General features: G+C 34.3%; 17 protein-coding genes and 1 tRNA gene. 6 read left to right on the top strand and 12 right to left on the bottom strand.

Features of this window, described 5'->3' with window-relative positions:
* Position 1: 1 nt before the first annotated feature.
* From lpdA to tldD, 3 genes are all read right to left on the bottom strand, one after another.
* Entirely contained in the window at positions 2–1,390 is a 1,389-nt protein-coding gene (gene lpdA / locus OOK87_RS02550) for a dihydrolipoyl dehydrogenase (RefSeq protein WP_264687971.1), read from the bottom strand.
* Positions 1,383–2,492 (bottom strand): outer membrane protein assembly factor BamB family protein, encoded by a 1,110-nt coding sequence (locus OOK87_RS02545; protein ID WP_253309341.1) that lies wholly within the window; start codon positions 2,490–2,492, stop codon positions 1,383–1,385. The genes lpdA and OOK87_RS02545 overlap by 8 nt, the downstream gene beginning before the upstream one ends.
* Before the next feature lie 1,110 nt (positions 2,493–3,602).
* Complete coding sequence (gene tldD / locus OOK87_RS02540) at positions 3,603–5,021, bottom strand: metalloprotease TldD (RefSeq protein WP_253309342.1); 1,419 nt, start codon at positions 5,019–5,021, stop codon at positions 3,603–3,605.
* A 62-nt stretch (positions 5,022–5,083) separates the two neighbouring features.
* Here tldD and OOK87_RS02535 point away from each other — a divergent pair.
* The 5 genes from OOK87_RS02535 to OOK87_RS02515 all read left to right on the top strand — a co-directional run bounded on the left by OOK87_RS02535 (position 5,084) and on the right by OOK87_RS02515 (position 7,816).
* A tRNA-Leu gene (locus OOK87_RS02535) sits at positions 5,084–5,168 on the top strand.
* Positions 5,169–5,238: 70 nt separating this feature from the next.
* The gene (locus OOK87_RS02530) at positions 5,239–5,712 is read left to right on the top strand and encodes a hypothetical protein (RefSeq protein ID WP_264688469.1); all 474 of its coding nucleotides are present in this window, start codon (positions 5,239–5,241) and stop codon (positions 5,710–5,712) included.
* A gap of 81 nt (positions 5,713–5,793) precedes the next feature.
* Positions 5,794–6,177 carry a hypothetical protein gene (locus tag OOK87_RS02525; protein ID WP_264687970.1) on the top strand — a complete coding sequence of 128 codons (384 nt, stop codon included), beginning with the start codon at positions 5,794–5,796 and terminating at the stop codon, positions 6,175–6,177.
* A gap of 152 nt (positions 6,178–6,329) precedes the next feature.
* Positions 6,330–7,037 carry a uroporphyrinogen-III synthase gene (locus OOK87_RS02520; RefSeq protein WP_264687969.1) on the top strand — a complete coding sequence of 236 codons (708 nt, stop codon included), beginning with the start codon at positions 6,330–6,332 and terminating at the stop codon, positions 7,035–7,037.
* Positions 7,037–7,816 (top strand): exodeoxyribonuclease III, encoded by a 780-nt coding sequence (locus OOK87_RS02515; RefSeq protein WP_264687968.1) that lies wholly within the window; start codon positions 7,037–7,039, stop codon positions 7,814–7,816. The genes OOK87_RS02520 and OOK87_RS02515 overlap by 1 nt, the downstream gene beginning before the upstream one ends.
* A gap of 37 nt (positions 7,817–7,853) precedes the next feature.
* Here the strand turns inward: OOK87_RS02515 and OOK87_RS02510 are convergent, their stop codons facing one another.
* The 9 genes from OOK87_RS02510 to OOK87_RS02470 form a co-directional block, all read right to left on the bottom strand.
* The gene (locus tag OOK87_RS02510) at positions 7,854–8,921 is read right to left on the bottom strand and encodes a hypothetical protein (RefSeq protein ID WP_406719585.1); all 1,068 of its coding nucleotides are present in this window, start codon (positions 8,919–8,921) and stop codon (positions 7,854–7,856) included.
* A 59-nt stretch (positions 8,922–8,980) separates the two neighbouring features.
* Positions 8,981–11,545, bottom strand: coding sequence for a DNA polymerase I (polA, locus tag OOK87_RS02505; protein ID WP_264687966.1), 2,565 nt, complete (start codon positions 11,543–11,545; stop codon positions 8,981–8,983).
* Between the two features lie 899 nt (positions 11,546–12,444).
* Entirely contained in the window at positions 12,445–13,695 is a 1,251-nt protein-coding gene (locus OOK87_RS02500) for a citrate synthase (protein WP_253309349.1), read from the bottom strand.
* 80 nt (positions 13,696–13,775) lie between these two features.
* A complete protein-coding gene (gene rpsT, locus OOK87_RS02495; protein WP_006279236.1) occupies positions 13,776–14,045 on the bottom strand; it encodes a 30S ribosomal protein S20 in 270 nt (89 codons plus the stop codon).
* Positions 14,046–14,096: 51 nt separating this feature from the next.
* Positions 14,097–14,822, bottom strand: a complete 726-nt coding sequence (locus OOK87_RS02490) for a lysophospholipid acyltransferase family protein (RefSeq protein WP_319604560.1) — start codon at positions 14,820–14,822, stop codon at positions 14,097–14,099.
* A gap of 55 nt (positions 14,823–14,877) precedes the next feature.
* On the bottom strand, positions 14,878–15,864 hold the full coding sequence (locus OOK87_RS02485; RefSeq protein WP_253309350.1) for a tyrosine recombinase: 987 nt from the start codon (positions 15,862–15,864) through the stop codon (positions 14,878–14,880).
* A gap of 367 nt (positions 15,865–16,231) precedes the next feature.
* A complete protein-coding gene (locus OOK87_RS02480) occupies positions 16,232–16,867 on the bottom strand; it encodes a DnaA ATPase domain-containing protein (protein ID WP_253309351.1) in 636 nt (211 codons plus the stop codon).
* A 129-nt stretch (positions 16,868–16,996) separates the two neighbouring features.
* The gene (locus OOK87_RS02475; RefSeq protein WP_264687965.1) at positions 16,997–18,070 is read right to left on the bottom strand and encodes an AI-2E family transporter; all 1,074 of its coding nucleotides are present in this window, start codon (positions 18,068–18,070) and stop codon (positions 16,997–16,999) included.
* Between the two features lie 49 nt (positions 18,071–18,119).
* Complete coding sequence (locus tag OOK87_RS02470; RefSeq protein WP_264687964.1) at positions 18,120–19,028, bottom strand: PGAP1-like alpha/beta domain-containing protein; 909 nt, start codon at positions 19,026–19,028, stop codon at positions 18,120–18,122.
* Positions 19,029–19,112: 84 nt separating this feature from the next.
* Between OOK87_RS02470 and ispF the strand changes: the two genes are divergently transcribed.
* Complete coding sequence (gene ispF / locus OOK87_RS02465) at positions 19,113–20,441, top strand: 2-C-methyl-D-erythritol 2,4-cyclodiphosphate synthase (RefSeq protein ID WP_253309354.1); 1,329 nt, start codon at positions 19,113–19,115, stop codon at positions 20,439–20,441.
* The last annotated feature ends 267 nt before the right edge of the window (positions 20,442–20,708 follow it).

Genomic DNA, 20,708 nt, shown 5'->3' with positions numbered 1-20,708 from the left:
ATTATTTTTTAAAGAAAGCATCGATGCACGCATCTCGAAAGGCTTCATTTATATCAGGATGAGAATGACAAATTCTGTATATATCCTCTGCTGCTGCGCCATATGCCATTGCAACCGCTGCTTCGTTGATTAGCGTATCAGCGTATGCTCCTATGATATGCACACCTAGTATTGTATCTGCTCTGCTACAAGTCAGCACTTTCACGAATCCTTCAGCATCATCAGTGATTTTTGCTCTGCCGTTTGCAGCAAATTGACATTTACCAACTTTGTACTTATAGCCAGCATTTTTGAGTTCCTCTTCGGCTTTACCGATCGAAGAAACCGCAGGGTGAGTGTAAATGACAGATGGTATAATTTCATAATCAACGTGAGGTGACTGTCCTGCTATTATCTCTGCAACTGCCACTCCTTCTTCCTCTGCTTTATGAGCAAGCATTGCTCCACCAATCACATCACCAATAGCAAATATTCCTTTCACATTAGTTTCATATCTGTTGTTAACTTGAACGAAACCGCGATTATCTTTTTCTATTTTTTCATCAATACTAAGATTCTCAGTGCATGGTTTGCGTCCTGCTGCCACCAATACCTTATCCGCCTCTATAGTGTTTGTTTGATCATCTTTTACAGAGCAAACTTTCACACTCAAAGAGTTACTACTTTGTTTTATTACCTCAACTTTAGTGCTAAGTAAAAATTTTATTCCTTGTTTTTGTAGACTAGAAAGTAGAGACTTACTTAATTCTCCATCCATTGCTGCAGCGATTCTGTCAAAAAATTCTACTACAGTGACTTCAGACCCTAGCCTCCTCCATACAGAAGACATTTCAAGCCCTATTGCCCCGGCTCCGATTACGACAAGTTTTTTTGGTACTTCAGTTAAAGACAATGCACCAGTTGATGAAATAATACTTTTCTCATCGATATTAATTCCTGGCAAAGAAATAACGTCAGAACCGGTTGCAATTACTATATTTTTTGTCTTCAGCACCTTATCTTCAACTGAAACTTCAAGATTACCTTGGTCAAAAGAAGTAATTTTCCCAAGTCCATTGATTTTAGTGATTTTGTGAAGGTTAAACAGATATTCTATACCTTTTCCAAGTTCCTGAACTCTGGCGTCCTTATAGCCTAGCATTTCTTTTAAATCGAAACTTGCATCCTTAATTTTTATGCCAAGCTTCGACAGATCATTTTTCGTGTGAGCATACTGATAGGAAGAATGAAGTAGTGCTTTGGAAGGTATGCACCCAACTCGCAAGCATGTACCACCAAAAATGCTATTTTTATCTATGCAGACAACTTTCAATCCAAGTTTTGCAGCAGCGATAGCACACTTATAACCGCCTGGACCACCACCTATAACAATCAGGTCATAATCAATCATAAAGAACAAACCTATTTTCTAAAGAATAAACACCATTTCCCTCAGTTGTTACATATATTTTATCGTGAGTAAACACTGGAGTGTGAAACACATTACCAGGTACTTTGATTACCTTTCCTGCACTTTCAGATCCAGGAAAAGCAAGCATTGAACCTTTATTGCTTGTCACCCACAGTGTATGGGCATGCACAATTGGAGCAAACAATTGCGTATTTTCTATTAAATCAGATGCCCAGACTGTTTCTCCATTTTTTATATCCAGGCCGATTATTTTATTATCTTCAGTTACTATAAAAATTCTTCCGCCTTCTTTTTGTTTCTCTGCAGGAATAAGAGGACTATAATATGACTCAATGTCTGATACACTTTTTACTTGCAGTGACTTTGACCACAAAATATTTCCTGATTTCACGTCAATACCATAAATATAAGAATTGTTTGTAGCTATTAAAGTATCGCCAAGCACTCTCGGTGTAGTAGTTACATCTGTGAGCTGTGTATCCAAAAGGTTTGTAGCCAATTTTTGGCTCCACAATTTTTTACCGTCTTCATTAAAAGCTATTAACTCACCATTTGAAAATGGTGCTATTATTTTATCGTTAGAAATTGTTGGCGATATGGAATACAAACCTCGAACCTCATTGATACCGTTTTGATAAGCCCAAACGGAGCTGCCATCTTTTATATCAAACACATACAGATAATTATCAATAGTCAATACTACCAATTTATTATTTATTACTGCTGCTTTCCCTCTTACTGGAGCTCTCAATTCTTTTTCCCACTCAATCTTGCCAGTTTTTGCATCTATTGCGTGTAAAGTGTTATCCACTATAAAGAAAACATTTTTTTCATAATGCGATAGGCTCATGTTACCAATTTTTTTCCTACGTGAGAGGTGTAATTTCCAATTCATAGCCTTTGAGTTATCAATATCAAAGGAATATAAAGCGCCGTGCTTGTCTGATAAAATAACGCTATCTTCTGTAAGCACTGGAGCTACATATCCTTGAGATAGTTTTTTATCCACTAGACTTATTCGCTCGCTTGCCATTGTGTAACTGCTACACAATAACATTATTATAACAATTATTACTTTCATTACTTAGTTGAGAACAAGATTTATTAATATACATACTAGAAATCTTAATCACAATGAAAATGTTCTTGTTGTACGTTGAAACATTGATTTATGAACAGAATATTATATTATTATGTAAAAATCATACTCTTAGAGGTAATACACCTCATCCACTATGCGGCAAAGTGCATAGCTGTATGAACATTGAGATATAAAATAATTTATACCAAGAAGAAAGATGTCATCCAAGTAGCTTGACTACTTGGATCCAGATTGGATACTGAGTTGGAGTATAAAAGTATAGCTAACGCGAGCTCTGCGTCATACCGTGATTAATTCGCGGTATCTCAGCCGCTAACACATAGCGGGATGACAGCAATCCTACGTCATGCCGCCGCGAACCGTCATACTGCCGCAGATCGTCATACCGCGATTCATTCGCGGTATCTCTTAGCATAGATCCCGCTAACAAGCAGCGGGATGAGGAGGTTATCGTCATGCCACCACGAACCGTCATATCGCCGCAGACCGTCATACCGCGATTCATTCGCGGTATCTCTTAGCATAGATCCCGCTAACACGTAGCGGGATGAAGGTTTTCAGGGTAGCTGTCATCCGAGTAGCTTGACTACTTGGATCCAGAAAACTTAACTTTAAATAAGTGGCTGCATAATAAAGACTAGATTACAGCGTCACGCGCTGGAATGACACCATTTTCGGTCTCTTAAATTGCTTTAGCTACAAACATTAAGAAATTTACCAAGCGGAAAAAAAGGCAAAAGAAGCCCCGTGGTGCGAGTTTTGACTCTATATTACTGTAAGTGGCGCTGCAATAATGTGCTAACGCTTAAAATAAGCGCGATTTGGCTGAATGTAGAAAAAATTTAAAAGACATGCAGCCGCTATAATTTTATGTAATCCGCCAAAAAATACCCTAAGTTTTTTACTGAATTTTGTCATTGAGCCTGCAGGTCAAAAACAAGTTTTGAGTCATAAATACCCTTATTGTCATAATAAGGAGGCTGGCGAAGTTTGTCAAGTAAGTTTTTTCGTTTCTGCGGGCTACTTGAATAACGGCTACAATGTTTGTACAATTGTTCGTCATGCGCTGGAACCCGTTTTAGCCCTTATCTATATCTCAGTTCCACCAACAGTTATTGCGTCGACTTTGAGTGTTGGTTGACCAACTCCAACGGGCACATTTTGTCCATCTTTTGAGCATGTGCCAACACCGGGGTCCAACTTTAAGTCGTTGCCAACCATGGATACTTTTTTTAGCACTGTTGGCCCATCACCAATTAGTGTTGCTCCTTTGACTGGCTGTGTAATTTTACCATTTTCTATTAAGTAAGCTTCTGAAGATGAAAAAACAAATTTCCCTGACGTTATATCAACTTGCCCACCACCGAAATTTACTGCATACAGACCTTTCTTTACGCTAGATATTATTTCTTCCGGCGTATGTTTCCCTGGTAACATATAGGTGTTTGTCATGCGCGGCATAGTAACTTCTTTATAACTTTCTCTTCTACCATTACCAGTTGGATTCACACCCATGAGTTTAGCATTCATATGATCCTGCATGTAGCCTTTGAGAATTCCATCCTCTATCAACACATTATAACTGGGTGGAGTACCTTCATCATCTATGCTAATAGAACCACGCAAATTAGGCAGAGTTCCATCATCAACTACTGTGATGCCACTAGCTGCTACTTGTTTACCAATAGAATTTGAAAATGCTGAGACTCCTTTACGATTAAAATCGCCTTCGAGTCCATGACCCACAGCTTCATGCAACAATACTCCCGGCCAGCCCGGACCTAGAATAACTGTCATTTCTCCGGCTGGAGTTGGAATTGCTTCAAGATTTACCAGTGCTTGTTCCAAAGCCTGGTTTGCAACTTCTTTCCACTTTTTCTCAGAAATAAACTTACTATAAGAATCCCTTCCACCGTGTCCTGCGGAGCCTCTCTCGGTACGGCCATCCTTTTCTACAATGACTAGCACATTAAAACGTACCAGAGGCCTGATATCGCTTAATCTGTGATCACCCTTTATTATTTGTACGACTTGCCATTCTCCACTTAGAGTTATTTTTACTTGCTTCACGCAGTTATTTTTGGACCTTACATACTCATTAACCTCATTGAGTAGTTTAATCTTTGAATTCAGATCCATTTCATTTGTAGGGTTAATCCTCGAATATAGGCTTTTTGTCTCTTCGTTTAAATTTATTGAATTTGTCTTGTTTAAAGACACTGAGCTTTTTACCATAGAAGCAGCATTACTAATTTCTTTTTCGCTAATCTCAGAAGAACAAACGAAAGATGTACTATCCTCACAAAAAGACCTTAAACCAAATCCCCTTCTGGTATTCAAATCCACGTGTTTTAATATGTTATCATCGAAAATCAGGGACTCCGACTGGCAAAATTCTAGAAACAGCTCACCACCATCGCTATTGCTCAAAGCGTTATTGACTATTTTATATACGTTATTAATATTAACATTGTTTTGAGCGAAAAATATTTGATCTAGATTTGGCATTACCTTTGAACTAAAAATTGTTTAAGTATATTATTTAACTTTAACATAGTAAACTATAAAAAGCCCGGGTGGCGGAATTGGTAGACGCGCTAGCTTCAGGTGCTAGTAACTTTTTAAGTTGTGGAAGTTCAAGTCTTCTCTCGGGCACTTTTAGCTTCCATATTGCTTGTTGAATTAATTAATGCTACAATATAACGTATTAGGTAATATTTATGCTATGTATGGTGAAAAAGATAAGTTAGCCTACAGAAAGAAGGTACGAACTTACTCGAAACGCTTAGTTACTACACTATCTACTGCTTCTTTTATTGGATATATAGCAGCATTAGCCTTTAGTATTCCTGTCTTAAGTCTGTATTTTAGTATTGCCGGCACTATATTAAGTGTACTTTCGTTTGCTTTAAATATATGGTCATTAAAGGATCATTTCCTACAGCAGAAGCAACTTGGTGTAGCAGGACAAAAAAAACTAACAAAGATCTGTCTTGATATTACATCTAACGTTTCGTTTTTAATAGGAGGAATTGCATCTATATTGCCTCTCGAATCTCCTATCATTCCTTTTGTTTCTACTGCCTTTTTTATTCTAGGCTGTACCTTTATGGCAGCTAATATCGTTCGGACTTTGATCAGCAAACCACAGGCAGAAAAACCTACTGATACCCTCTCTCCATCTGTAAAAGCAGTTTAAGTGTCAACAAGTTAACTTATTTGACTTGTATAGGAATATTAGCTATAATATTAATAGTTTAATAATAAAAGAGGTTAGTATATGGATTTTTTAAACAGTCACCCAGATTTTTTTGAGGATAATGCTTATTATGTAATATCTGAATATAATACGGATAATCGAGATCTTACAGATCTTAGTACATATGTAGTAGAACGTGATGCATATGAGAATTTGGTATTCAAAAACTTATATACATATATACGTTCCGATGGAAACGTACATAAAGATATAATGCTTAATCCAAAATCTTTACAAATAGAAGAGAGGATAGAAGATAGCAGAATCGAACAGTGTTATACAAATAACTATAAGATAGATAATGGAATTTTATCTTTAGATGAGAGAGAATTAGTATTCAATATAACTCCAGGTAAATGGAATGATTCAACAGAGTTCAATGTAATTAGCATTAGAAAAGTATAAGTGAATTTAAAGCTTAGTGGTAAATAGGGGACTGAGTATCCTTATTTCAACATCAATTACTTGAATAGTTGCTCAAGCCATCAAAATAAAAATTTTTATTCAGTAATTTGTGTATAAAGGGTACTATTTTACTAGTAGTGAAATAAATCAGAATGAAGTCTATTTTATTAACGAGGCCTTTATTGGATTCGTTCAATACAAGAAATATATTGAGAAAGTATGGATACAAAGTTTTTATAGAACCAGTATTCACAATAAAGTACTTAAATCCTGATATATCTGCGTACGAATTTGACGTTGTGATATCTACAAGTAAAAACAGTGTAAAGGCTTTTAGTCAAATATGCAAAGAGGATGACTTTCCGATTATTACAGTTGGTAATTCAACCATGCAGGCTGCAAAAAATTTGGGATTTTCTGATATAATCTCAGCAGACAGCAACGTTGATGGTCTGATATCATTCATAAAAGCTCATTATTCAAACGCAATAAAGTTCTTGTATATAAGGGGACAAGAAGTATCATGTGACCTAAAAAAGAGATTATCTGAAGAAGATTTTAATGTAAGAGAAGTTGTACTCTATAAAACAATTATAAAAAGGAGTCTAACTAATAGGTGTAAAAATTTACTGTTGGATGGTAAAATTGATAGTGTTGCTTTTTTTTCCTCACAGACAGCAAGGGTATTTTGTTCATTAGTTCTAAAAAGTGGGCTATCTCATGTGATGAATAATACAGTTGCATATACCATGAGTAAAAACATTGCTGATAGTTTAAGGTTAATCAAATGGAAAAAAATTATAACATCGAGGTTGCCTACTGGGGAGAGTTTAATTGATATAATTAATAAGGATTGTTGATGCTAAAGATTGCAACTTGGAATGTAAACTCCATACGTAAAAGAGTTAACCAACTTTGTAGTTTTATAGTTGACAGTCAGATAGATATAGTTTTGCTGCAAGAGATAAAATGTACGGAAGAGCAATTTCCTTATGTAGAGATAGAAAAGTTAGGATATGAATATACTATCTATGGACAAGTTGCAAGAAATGGCGTTTGTGTTTTATCTAAATATCCGATACTGGAAAAATTAAAAATTGATGTTGTAGAGAGTCATCAAGAAGCACGTTATATAGAATGTGTGATAAAACACACCAATCATAAGGTAAGGGTAGGAAGTGTATACGTTCCAAATGGTCAAAGCCCAGACTCTCATATGTTTGAGTATAAACTCAAGTTTTTTGATAACCTATATGAAAGGATGAGCACTTTGTTGAAAAATGAAGAGTTAACTATTATAGCTGGCGATTATAATGTTGCACTGGATGAAATTGATGTTTTTGATTCAAATTTATTGAATGGCCAAGTGTGCTTTCATATAAAAGAACGTGAGAAGTTAAGAGCAATCTTGAATCTTGGGTTTAAAGACACGTTTAGAATATCCCACCCCAATTTGCAACAATTCACTTGGTGGCATTATCAAGGCAATTCACTCAGAAACAATCAAGGAATGCGAATAGATTATATGCTATTATCGCCACAAGCTGTAGATAAATTGGAAACATGCTACGTAGATGATAGATTGCGTAAGCTAGAAAACCCGTCTGATCATACTCCTGTTGTATGCGTTATAGAATAATAGTAGACCTCTTACACAACTCACTTTATTGGCAAACTCAGGTAGTCTTACTTGGTTGCTGCCCTGTGGTTTTTTGCTGATCTAAAGTAACTTGTTCAAGCACAGTAGACTGCTCACTCTTTTGAGTAAGTTGCTCCTCAGTTGTTACAGCAGGTTGATTACCCTGCCCAGTTTCATTAACTTTGGATCCTAAAATTTTACTAATACCATCAAGAATTTTCCCATCCCATCCTTCTTTTTTCTTTTCATCTCGTGAATGAGGGTTATATAAAGTACCTTTTTTGTCATTTGAAAAAAGAACCTCCACTCCCCCTTTTATGGCGAATATTGTACCAATAACGGCAGCAACTATCGCGAGTGTAGTAGGACCAAAAATTAATATTGAAGCAATGGAAAAAGAAATAGGAAGAAAAATCTTACGTAAGAATGCTGTTGCCATCTCTTCATCACTGAGTGGTGGTTCATCCTCTTCTTTTTTATCTTTACCTAAGAATGGTATTTTTTCTTTCACCCCATTCATAAAAGAGCTGGAAATATTTTTTGGGTCTATCTTTATTCCAAGCGGCCACCCAGCAAGCTTTATGAGTGAATCTTTAGCTTCTGTACCGCGTATATCAGCTACACATTCAGCTACTTCTTGCTTTATTTTGTCATTCTTTAAATTCTCTTCACTAGCTAAATTTTTTTCTCTAATTTTTTCAAATACGGAAAGTAAAAGCTGACAAAAGTTTTCTTCACTTAGTAACTTTATATCTTCTTGATTAATATTATTGAATATACCTTCATGATTTTTTGATATAAAAGTAAAAATTTTCTTTTCATTTCCATTCTGTAATCGCTCTAATCGTTCATCTAATGACTTCAGATCATCCTGTAATTCTTGTTTTTCTCGATCTGGAAGTTCTTCTTTCAATTTCTGTTCCTTCTTTTCTATTTCCTGTTTCGTTTGCTTTTTTAGATTTTCTAGAGTTTCTGGATTTTCTAAAGTATCTAGGAAAGCACGATAGATTAACTGGTGCTCCTCGTTTTTAAATTTAAAAACTTTCTCATCTTTGTTAGTTACCTGATTTGAAGGCTCCAAATTCTTTGTTTGTGGAGTTAATATTTTTGTCATAACTGAGTTACTCACATTTACTATACTTTAATTGTAGCATATTTTTCATATTAATTCAAATAATCTATACTCTTAGAATCCGCCATGTTTAAGTCATAATTAAGAGCCCAGTTGTCGCCAATTTTTATTTCTACTTCAAGTGGTATAGAAATTTCTATTGCATTTTCCATTACGTCTTTCATAAGTTTTGCTGTTTCTTGTACCTTTTCGTCTTCTACTTCAACCAGTAGTTCATCGTGAACTTGGAGGATTATTTTACCTACTTTTAACTGATCAAAAAGCTGAATCGTCGCACGTTTTATTATATCAGCAGCAGTTCCTTGCAGTGGTGCATTTATCGCTGCCCTTTCTGCAAATTGTCTTACATAAGGAATTGTATTGTTTATGTCTCTTACAAAGCATCTCCTGCCAAACAAAGTTTCTACATAACCATGCAATCTTGCGATAGACACTGCTTTTTCCATATAGGCCTTTATTTCTGGGTAACAGGAAAAATAGTAATTAATGTATTCAGCAGCTTCCGCAATGGTAATTCCAAGCCGTTTTGCAAGGCCAAACGGGCTGATTCCATATATAATTCCAAAATTAATAGATTTTGCTTTGCGTCTTAATTGCTCATCTATTTCTTGCACTCCAAAAACTTGCCTAGCGGTGATATCGTGAATATCTTGTCCGTTTGCAAAAGCTTCTTTAAATGCTGCAACGTTTGCAACGTGTGCCAGGAGCCTCAATTCTATTTGCGAATAGTCAGCAGAGATTATCTTGCACCCTTTTGGCACAATAAATGCTTGTCTGATAAGATTTCCCTCTTCGCTTCTGATAGGAATATTCTGTAAATTAGGATTGCTGGAGCTCAGCCTTCCAGTTGCAGTTGCAGTTATTGAAAAGCTTGTGTGTATTCTATCATCGAGCGGATCAACCTGTTTTATTAATGCATCAGTGTAGGTACTCTTCAATTTACTTGAATGTCGCCAACTTAAAATTTTACCTGCAATTTCTACCCCTTCTTCTTCGAGTGCCTCTAGAACTTCATAATTGGTGCTATACGATCCAGATTTTGACTTTTTCTTTTTATTAAGCCCCATTTTATTAAATAAAACATCACTTAATTGTTTTGGTGACGCAATGTTGAATTTCTCCCCTGCCAAATTATATATCTCACTTTCAAGTACAGCAATTACCTGCTGAAATTTATCGGACAGCTCCTGTAATTTTTGAATATTTAGCAATATTCCATTTTTCTCCATATTAAATATCACTTTCATAAGTGGCTTATCGAAGCGCTCGTAAATTGTGAACAATTTTTCCTGAAATAACCTTTGCTTTAGCTTTTCATGAATTGCTATTAAAGTTTTTGCCGAGAAAATTTCTGCATTTTCACTCAAATTATGCGCAACTATGTTTGGAATACTGTGATCATGTTTTCCTGTATCCAAGCTATACGACATTATCATCAAATCATCAACTGAATCTAGCATCTTCTCCACTGCAGGGAAGATTTTCCTCATCTCTTTAATGTTATGTATTATTTTAAGCACCCCATTTGAGAGTAAAGTTGAGTTGATTGTAATGAGTGCATTTTGTATGCTATCTTGCTCTATACAAAAAATATTACTTTCGCTATAAGATAGACTTAATACATTGTTTTCAAGGTGGTAATGAATTGCAATTTTGCCTTCATATCTACAATGCTCCAAAAATTTCTCTAACTCTTCACTACTATATTCTATTTTCTCTTTTGTGCTAGATCCATTATAGGAAAAAAGCTTTTCTATTTTACCTATTAAGGAATTGAATTCATACTTCTTTAAAAAGGATAATAGTTTTTCCATATTTGGAGGGCGAACTTCACATTTTGCAATATCATGTTGAAGGTCTACTTTTTCGCATAGTGATAAAAGTTCTCTTGAAATTAGCGCTTTTTCCTTATGTTCAGCAAGAATATTACGAATCCTCGTTTGCTCGATGTTATCAATGTTCTCTATAATATTATTCAATGAATCAAATTCATCTAGTAATTTAGCTGCAGTCTTCGGACCTATTCCCGGAACGCCTGGAATGTTGTCAGATGCATCACCAGTTAGAGAAAATAAATCAAGAAGCTTGTGTGAGTTTACACCAAATTTTTCTATTACTTGTTTTTCATCTATATATATATTTTTAATGGGGTCGAATATTAAAATATTGTGGTTCAAGAGTTGAAATAAATCTTTATCTGATGAAACGACTACCACTTTAAAGTCTTGGTGGTTGGCGTATTTTGCAGCTAGTGTTGCGATTATGTCATCTGCTTCATAACCTTCAATTTCTTCATAGCTGAGGTTAAAAGCTTCTACCGCTTCCCTCAGTATGGTGAACTGTGGAATTAGATCCTCAGGAGGCGTTACTCTGTTTGCTTTGTATTCAGGATATAAATTGTGCCTAAAATTCTTTTTTCCTGCATCAAGTGCTATAGTTAAGTAGTCCGAATGGGCAATGTACTTAAGAACCATATTCAGAAAGCCATATACACCACCTATTGGCATTCCTGTTGTGGTAATTAAGTGAGGTAGTACATAGTAAGCTCTGAAAAGAAAACCATAGCCATCGATGATTGTGAAAGTTTTTTCTTTCATTGTAGATATTTATGCGTGCTTTTGATGGTCCACTATTTAGCTGCGAAAATCAAGTTTTTGTTTTTCTGCTTTTGAGCATTGTAAGAGATTCTGCCGAAAATAGCATTCATGCATGGTTATACCAATTAGACTTCTTGCATAACCATATAACATTGGGAATAGAAACGAAAAAGCTACTTGACAAACTCCGCCAGCCCCCTTATCATGAAACTGAAGGTATTCAGTTATCTTCATCTGTGCAGATTAAACAGCAAGAAAACAACGTAGTTGGCGTCTTATTTTTAATTTTTTGCACTATGTGCACCTTATGTCTTCACAACATTTCTGGGTTTTTACCTATATAAGCTGAAACGCGCTTATAAGTCGTTTAAGACAGTATAGTACGCCAATTTGCAGGATTAGAGAGTGACAACTAGCTAACACGGGGTTTCTTTTGCCTTTTTTTCTGCTTAGTAAATTCCTTAAACATTTTAGCTAAGGTAAGTTGTATTTAAAAGCAGCTAAATTGCAGTGTTTAAGACTTAAAAAACGCCAATGTTTTTAAATAGATATTAATCGGGGCTTCTTTTGCCTTTTTTTTTATTTGGTAAATTTCTTAATATTTGTGGCTAAACGACAATCGTCATCCCGCTGCTTGTTAGCGGGATCTAGAGATACCGCGGCGGTATGACGGTTCGCGCGGTGGCATCTCGTCATCCCGCTACTTGTTAGCGGCTAAGAGATACCGCGGCGGTATGACGGTGTAGATGATGGTTAAGTAATTCGTCATCCCGCTACTTGTTAGCGGGATCTAGAGATACCACGGCGGTATGACGGTTCGTGGCGGTATGACGTGTTAGCTATACCTTTTTTCTACTTAGCTTGGGTTATACAAGAAGTCTAATGAAGTGAAAATAAATTTATTTACCAAAATAGAGTTGCCTTGGTCTACAGATCTTAGTTTCTTTATCATTTATCATTTCATACCACTGAGTAACCCAACCAGTGGTTCTTGCAAGTGCAAAAATAGGCGTGAACATATTTGAGGGAATATCGATAGCATTCATTATTATACCTGAGTAAAAATCAACATTTGGATATAACTTACGCACGATAAAATATTCATCCTTTAAAGCTATTTCTTCAAGTTTTTTTGCAATTTTGAGCAATTCATTATTTTGTTCTAGTTTACTTAGAACCTCATGACAAGCGTCTTTCAATATCCGCGCGCGCGGATCATAATTTTTATAAACACGATGTCCAAATCCCATCAATTTAAATGGATCTTTATCATCTTTAGCTTTTTCGATGAATTTATCTATATCTTCACTTTGCTCTATCTCTTTTAGCATATTTATAACTGCTTCATTAGCTCCACCATGTGCTGGTCCCCAAAGTGTAGCAACTCCTGCAGAGAGGCTTGCAAACAGATTAGAGCCAGCCGATCCCACCAATCTGACAGCCGCCGTAGAAGCATTCTGTTCATGATCAGCATGGAGAGTAAATATTTTATCCAGAGCTTTTGCAAAAAGGGCGCTTTTATCATTATCAACAGCATCGCCAAATATCATCTTTAAGAAATTTTCACTGTAACTTAATTCATTGTTAGCATTTATGAATTCCTGATTGTTGATATGCCTATAAATCATTGCAACAATTGCAGGAACTTGTGCTATTGCAGAAATTCCAAAATCTAAATCTTCACCATTGACATTGTTGCCATGTGTTTCATGGTAAGATGCTGACAAATTTGCAAAACATGCAACTAAAATCGACATAGGGTGAGCAGTTTTTGGAAATGCTTTGATTACATTTGTAACTTGCTCTGATACTTTGGATGATTCTTGTATTTTGAGAAGAAATTTTTTGTGTTGCTCTGAACTGGGTAGTTCACCATAGAGTAATAAATAAATCACAGCAGTAAAACTATTATTCTCTGCCAAATCAGCTATATCATGTCCCCTATATTTAAGAACTCCTTCATCTCCATCAATAAATGTAATCGAAGAAGAACATGAAGCTGTGGAAACAAACCCCGGATCATAAGTGAATAATCCTGTCGTCTTATATAAATCCTTGATATTTAACACGTCAGGACCTATTGTTCCACTTAATATGGGTAGCTCAATTTTTAATCCATTACTTAGTTCTAATAGCACTTTTTTATCCATCACTTAAGCTACTTAAATTTTATACAGAATATACAAACTGAAGAGTATATATTAATACAGTTAACTTTACATTAACCGTATTAAGCGGTCATCAATGCTTTTACTTTTGCATTTAAGCGACTTATTTTACGCGCAGCAGTATTCCTATGAATAACACCTTTATTCACACACTTGTGTAAATTAGATTCAGCATTCCGAAATGCCAGAACAACATTTTCTTTGTCGCCAGACTTGATTATATCAACCAATTTTCTAATAGCGGTGCGAGTTTTACTTTTCCGCATCTTATTTATTAAAGTGCGCTTTGCTATTACCTTTATCATTTTTTTAGCACTCTTATGATTTGCCATATATTAATACCTAAAATACTGTACTTTTTTTTTAATTATAAAGTTTTTTTGTTAATTTGCAATATCAGTTTTTTCTATGGTTAATCTACTGCTTCTCTCTTCAATAATTTTTTCTAAACTTTGCAAGAATTCATTTTTGTTTAACCCAGGATATATTGGGGGCAATATTTCTATTACTGCCTTTCCGGGATTCTTTCTCAGAGAAAGTATGCTTTTTGGCCAAAACAAACCAGTGTTTAAAGCAACCGGTAACACAGGAACAGATAATACGCTATATAAAGCAGCAATACCTGGTTGATATTTTATATTTTGGTTTATAGTCGTTCTTGTACCTTCAGGAAATATTATTATGCTTCTATTTTCTTTTATACGCATTTTTGCTAGTTTAATTATATGGCGTATAGAACTGATACCATCTGAACGGTTAATAAAAATCATTTTCAGCGCTATAAGATGTAAACCAATGAATGGAATCCATTTCAATTCACGTTTTAAAATAAAAACCGCTTTTCTAAATAGTAGTATAAAAATAAATGTTTCAAATGGAGATTGGTGTTTAGATGCAATGATAAAAGGTTGCTTAGGAATGTTTTCCATTCCCCTCACTTCATATTTAATGCCACATAATAAACGCAGCATGAATAATACAACTCTCACCGAACAGACGAGGAAAATGGTTATTACATACTCAGGAAAGAAAATTACAGGGAGAGCAATTAAAGTATAGAATACTTCCCATAATATAAGGAAGAAATTAAACAATAAACTTGAAATCACAAACTCACATAAACTTATTTGAATTTAACTTTACTACAAATTAAAAGCAATAAGTTTAATTATTGATCATCTGAGTAATAGGATGCGAATCAGCTAATTTGTCCTTTAACTTTTCGTTAGCAATATGAGTATATATTTGTGTTGTAGAAAGGTTAGTATGGCCAAGAACTTTCTGTATCAACACAATATTTGCTCCGCTATCCAGTAGATGGGTAGCAAAAGAATGCCTAATCACGTGTGGAGAGATCTTATTTTCATCAATATTGCATTTTCTTGCTAACTCCTTCATTAATTGACCGACCCTCTGCCTTGTAATTGGTTTATTAGGTTTATCACCTGGGAATAGCCAATCGGATTCCTTTTCGTTAGGGATCAGATTGTCACGAACTGATAAATAATTTCTAAGGCTCTGCAATGCTTGTTCATTAAAAAGAATTTGCCTCTCTCTACCACTTTTTCCTTTTATTATTATATAGCATTCTTTGTTATTACTGTTTATTAAATGTGACACTTCACATAACTTCATATCAATTAGTTCAGAAACACGCATTCCAGAAGAGTAAAGGATATCTAAAATCGCACATAGCCTTTTACTGCTTATCTCTTTATTCGATTCGCTTGCTGATTTTCTCACTGCGTCCATTAGCAAAAATATTTCTTCGACACTTAAATACTTAGGCAAAGGACGAGAAACTTTTGGATTCTTTAATTCAGCATCATTAGCCGGTGCTGGATTAAAATCTATTATTCCGTCATTAAATAGACACTTATAGAAATTTTTCATAGCGGATATTTTTCTTGATATAGAGCTACTTTTATATTTTTTTTGTGTACATAGATATTTCACATAATCTTTAATATTGGTTTTGTTTACGCCAACCAAGGTAGTGCCGCTTTCTAATAAAAATTCTTCAAACTGGTGTAAATCCGAACGATAACTTTCCAGAGTATTTTGTGTAGCGGACCTCTCTGAAGCCAAAGCATCTATGTAATATGTTATGTAAAGATTTTCTTTTTTATTTTGCGACTGTTTATTTTTCATTATCAGCTCCTATATTTATTTCTTTGGCTATAATTTGATTGGAAGTGTTTCCTATGTGTCTTATGAGAAAATATGAGACAAATAAGGCATTTATCAATAGAGTGAACATCACAAACCTTTGCTTTAACCTTGCTTTAACCTTTTTTTTAAATTTAATCTTACTCTTATCATAGTTAAATTATAACGTCAAATCTATAAAAAACACCTTATAAAGTGAGCTCTACTATAAATATAGAATACTTCTTAGCTGTATCTATCTATATTTATTATAATTCTAACATGGACAGATAGAGATTTCAATTACGTTAGTGTTATGGGTGTTAATAAATTTTTAATATATACAATGAGTACTTTACAAAAGAAGAAATCAAATGGCATCTTTTTTAAATAAAGTGCTAATAAAAGGAACGGTCACATTTGACCCTATAGATTCATTATCTATCTTCTCTATAATTTTATCAATGCTATAGAAAGAACGTTCTATTCTTGCTAAAATATAATTAATCACTTTTAAATCAATTTTTAACTGTTTATCTGAAAATCGTTTTATTAGCATGATTCTTAATAATTCTTCGCTTGCAGGCAAAATTTTTACGCTGATAGTTGATAATATTCGAGAACTTAAATCTCTTAGTTTGAAGTTAAGTTTTTTTGGCGAAATTGAAGAAGTGATTAGCAGCTTCTTATCATTTTCTTTCATGTAATTGTAACAATGTAATAACATTTCTTCATCTTTAATGTTTTGTACGTCTTCTAAAATAAAAGCATCGCTATACCTAATCTCGCTTACAAAGTTATTCACATTGATAAAAATTGCATCGTTTATTGACTGCCAAATATGAGCAAGATGAGTTTTACCAGAGCTTTTAGGTCCAAAAAGAATGAGAGATTTCCAAGATAAATCCTCAATTACTGAATTATATATGTGCTTATTTTCATCTAAGATGATGTAATTTTGCCGACTATAATCAGCTTGATTGTTGTTAAATAAATTTAATTGCACATTAAACCTCTTACGTAACCTCTTTCTGGTAGTAATTTTTGCGCAGAAATTTACTTACGCTCCTCAAATATCTCAGGTATTCTGGGCTCATTTCTCCTCTTACCATAAATTGATTATGCAAAAGGTCTGTTAGCCGTTTTTATAAAGCTCACTTTTAAAATATTTATTGATTGCATATTCTACTGATACATTGAACATTGCTATTATTGGAATAAAAAGTAATATACCTGTAAATCCAAAATATGAAGCGCATATAGTAATTCCCAGAATAATTACAGTTGGATGTATATGAACTTTTTTTCCTATTAATAAAGGAACTAATATGTTTGAATCTATTAATTGTCCAACACCAAATAATAGCAAAACGGCAGCACTTTCAAACCATTCACTAAATTGAGTAATAGCGCTCAAAAACCCAATAATGGTATATAATAATGGTCCTATGTAAGGTATGAACGTTAATATTCCTGATAAAATTCCAATAACAATAGAGTGTTTCAATCCGATTATGCTCAGGCTCACAGAGTAAAAGACCATCATGACAATACATACATTTACCTGCCCCTTTAGATAATTAGATATGATGAAATCCACTTTGGAAAAATAATTTGCAACTTTTTCTCTATAAGAAACAGGAATTAATTTATTAGCTTTTTCTATAATTAAAGGCCAATCACGTAATATATAGAAAAACACTACAGGAGTAATCACCATTAATGATACCGTGTGAATCAAGCTAAAGCTTGAACTTAACACTTGGATTATAAAGTTACTAGCAATATCAAGAGCATTTATGAAATAAGATACATAGTCGCTGTAATTTTCTGCTAGATTTTTAGATAAGTGATCAAATAAGCTATCCTCGATTTTTATATTAAGAAATTCTAATACAGAGGGGATTACTTTAAGTTTTAATGAAGGCACTTTACTCACTAAGAAATTTAATATTGAAGTAATTTGAACATATATAATAGGTAAAACAAATGTTATAACTATTATAAAAGCTATTAATAAAACAAGTATTATAAAAATTACAGAACATGAACGCGGTATTCTATACTTTTCAAACTTGACTACTAGCGGATTAAACAAATATGCAATAACAATAGACATTAAACATGGAAAAATCATAGGACGCATCAGGAATAACATCCCTATTATAAAAAGCAGTATAAAACAAATAGTTATATGACGTTTTTGCATTCGTTTAGCATAGTCAATTTACTGAAAAATATACAGTTTATTGTAAATACTATCTATTCATTGTTTTATCAATTTTATTAAGTATTAGGTCAATCAAATTTTCACCCAATTCCCAACTAGATAAAACTCCGTTATGTGGATCATCTTCATACCTTTTCGAATTAACAATCTTGATCAATTTTCCACGTAGCAATACATCATTTTCTATTGCGTGCGCCAATTGTGCAGGTTGTGGTATTAAGTAATCTCTTTTGCTATTAATAACTATTATTGGCATATTCAATTTTCCCTCATCTCGCAACTTTCGTATATCGTTCACTAAATCAAAATCTAGATCTAAAGTCTTTAGCAATTTTTTAAAAATGGATGAGGGCAACATACTTAAAATTTTTGCTTGAGGGATCGGAAAATGCCCTATTGCTGTATGAAAAGAGCTGAAAGTGCTAGTAAAAATAACACTTCCAAGTTTAACGTTTTTGTCTGCAAAGTGCTTCAAAACTGCCGATGCAACTGCTCCTCCAAAGGAATGGCCAAAAAGTATAATGTTTTCAGGCCTCACACCCTTGTCCATTAATTCATTGATTTCTTCTATCGAGGGCTTAAGCAAACTTTGATCTCTATTTATAAAGGGAATAATAATAAGCATTACGGATAAAAAAATGCAAGTTAGAGCAGCTAAGCTTGCTAAACCAACTACTCCAGCTGTTATGGGGCTTATAAGTAGTAATATTGCAATGGGCGCTGATACAGATGCCACGAGGAACAAAAAGCTAACTGCAGCATAAGTTATGTAGTTTTGGAATATAGCCGAATATTTATGTGTATGAGCAATAGCTTTTAGCCTATTTCTGCCACATAAATGCTGTAAGCATTGTTGAGCATTTTTATGATTATCCCCTATTCCATGAAAGAATATAAGGTGTATCTCATTTTCTTTATTACACTTAGTAATGTGCATTCTAGCATCGTATTATATCTTATAAGATAATACACTCTTTTTTTAAAACTGTAAATAACTTGTTACTATACACTTACGCTGAAAATGATAAATATGCACACTAACAGACTTAAGAAATACAAAATAGCAGCATTAATAGTTGCAGCAGGAGTAGGCAGTAGATGCAGTAACACAATTCCTAAGCAGTATACAAAACTTGCAGGTAAATCTGTTTTATTTCATGCAATTAAAAGATTTCTGGCTAACCAATATATAGATTACATAAGAATAGCAATTAATAGAGACCATGAAAGTTTTTATAGGGAAGCAATGGATCTCTTATCCAACCATTATTTAAGTGAAAAATCAGCAGTACACTCCTTCCAGCGCGTGACGCTGGAATCTAGAAAAAAAGAAAGTATGGATCCAAGTAGTCAAGCTACTTGGATGACAGGAGGTGTAGATACTAAATTACTAAGTCCAATATATGGAGGAGAAAACAGGCAAAATTCAGTTAAACTAGGGCTTGAAAGCTTACAAAAAATTAACCCAGATTTTGTAGTTATACACGATGCTTGTAGGCCTTTTGTGTCAGATGTTCTGATAGATAACTTGGCTCAGTCCATGATTAATGATCAATATACAGGAGTAGTACCAGCAATAGAAGTCGAAGACACTATGTCATTGGTGGGTAATAATTTCGTTGAATCTACGATTTCAAGAGGAAAACTCAGAGCCATACAAACTCCTCAAATTTTTAATTTCAAAGAATTATTATCGTGCCATCAATCAGACAAAGAATTTACTGACGATTCATCACTAATGGTAGAGCACAAAAAACATGTTGCGATTATTAAAGGTGAGAAAAGCAATTTTAAGTTAACCACAAAAGAGGATATCAATATGGCAAAGCTTCTCTTTGAAGAGCCAAAATTTCGTGTCGGAACTGGTTATGATATACATAAGTTCATTAAAGTTCAAAATGGTGCTGAGAGCTTTATAAAAATTTGCGGTGTGAAAATTGAACACAACATGGCAATAGAAGCGCACTCTGATGGTGATGTTGCAATACATGCAATCGTTGATGCAATACTCGGAGCACTGGGATGTGGCGACATAGGAGAGCACTTTCCTCCTAGTTCCTCTGAATGGAAAGATTGCAATTCATCTCACTTTCTTGACTTTGCTGCTAAAAAAGCAAAGGAAAAAGGGTACAGCGTGTCTAATTTAGATATTACTATAGTTTGTGAGGAGCCTAAAATATCGCCTTACAAAGTAGAAATGAAGAAATTCATATCAAAAGCATTAGAGATTGATGATGAATTCGTAAATGTCAAAGCAACCACTGCAGAAAAATTAGGTTCTCTTGGAAGAAATGAAGGAATAGCAGCATATGCTTCTGTGTTATTGCATACAAACTTTTATTGGGAATAGAAACGAAAAAACTTCCTTGACAAACTCCGCCAACCCCCTTATCATGAAACTGAAGGTATTCAGTTATCTTCATCTGTGCAGATTAAACAGCAAGAAAACAACGTAGTTGGCGTCTTATTTTTAATTTTTTGCACTATGTGCACCTTATGTCTTCACAACATTTCTGGGTTTTTACCTATATAAGCTGAAACGCGCTTATAAGTCGTTTAAGACAGTATAGTACGCCAATTTGCAGGATTAGAGAGTGACAACTAGCTAACACGGGAT

Origin of the sequence: Wolbachia endosymbiont (group A) of Sympetrum striolatum (assembly GCF_947250715.1) — a bacterium.
GTDB lineage: Bacteria > Pseudomonadota > Alphaproteobacteria > Rickettsiales > Anaplasmataceae > Wolbachia.
This window is presented reverse-complemented; position numbering and strand designations above follow the sequence as displayed.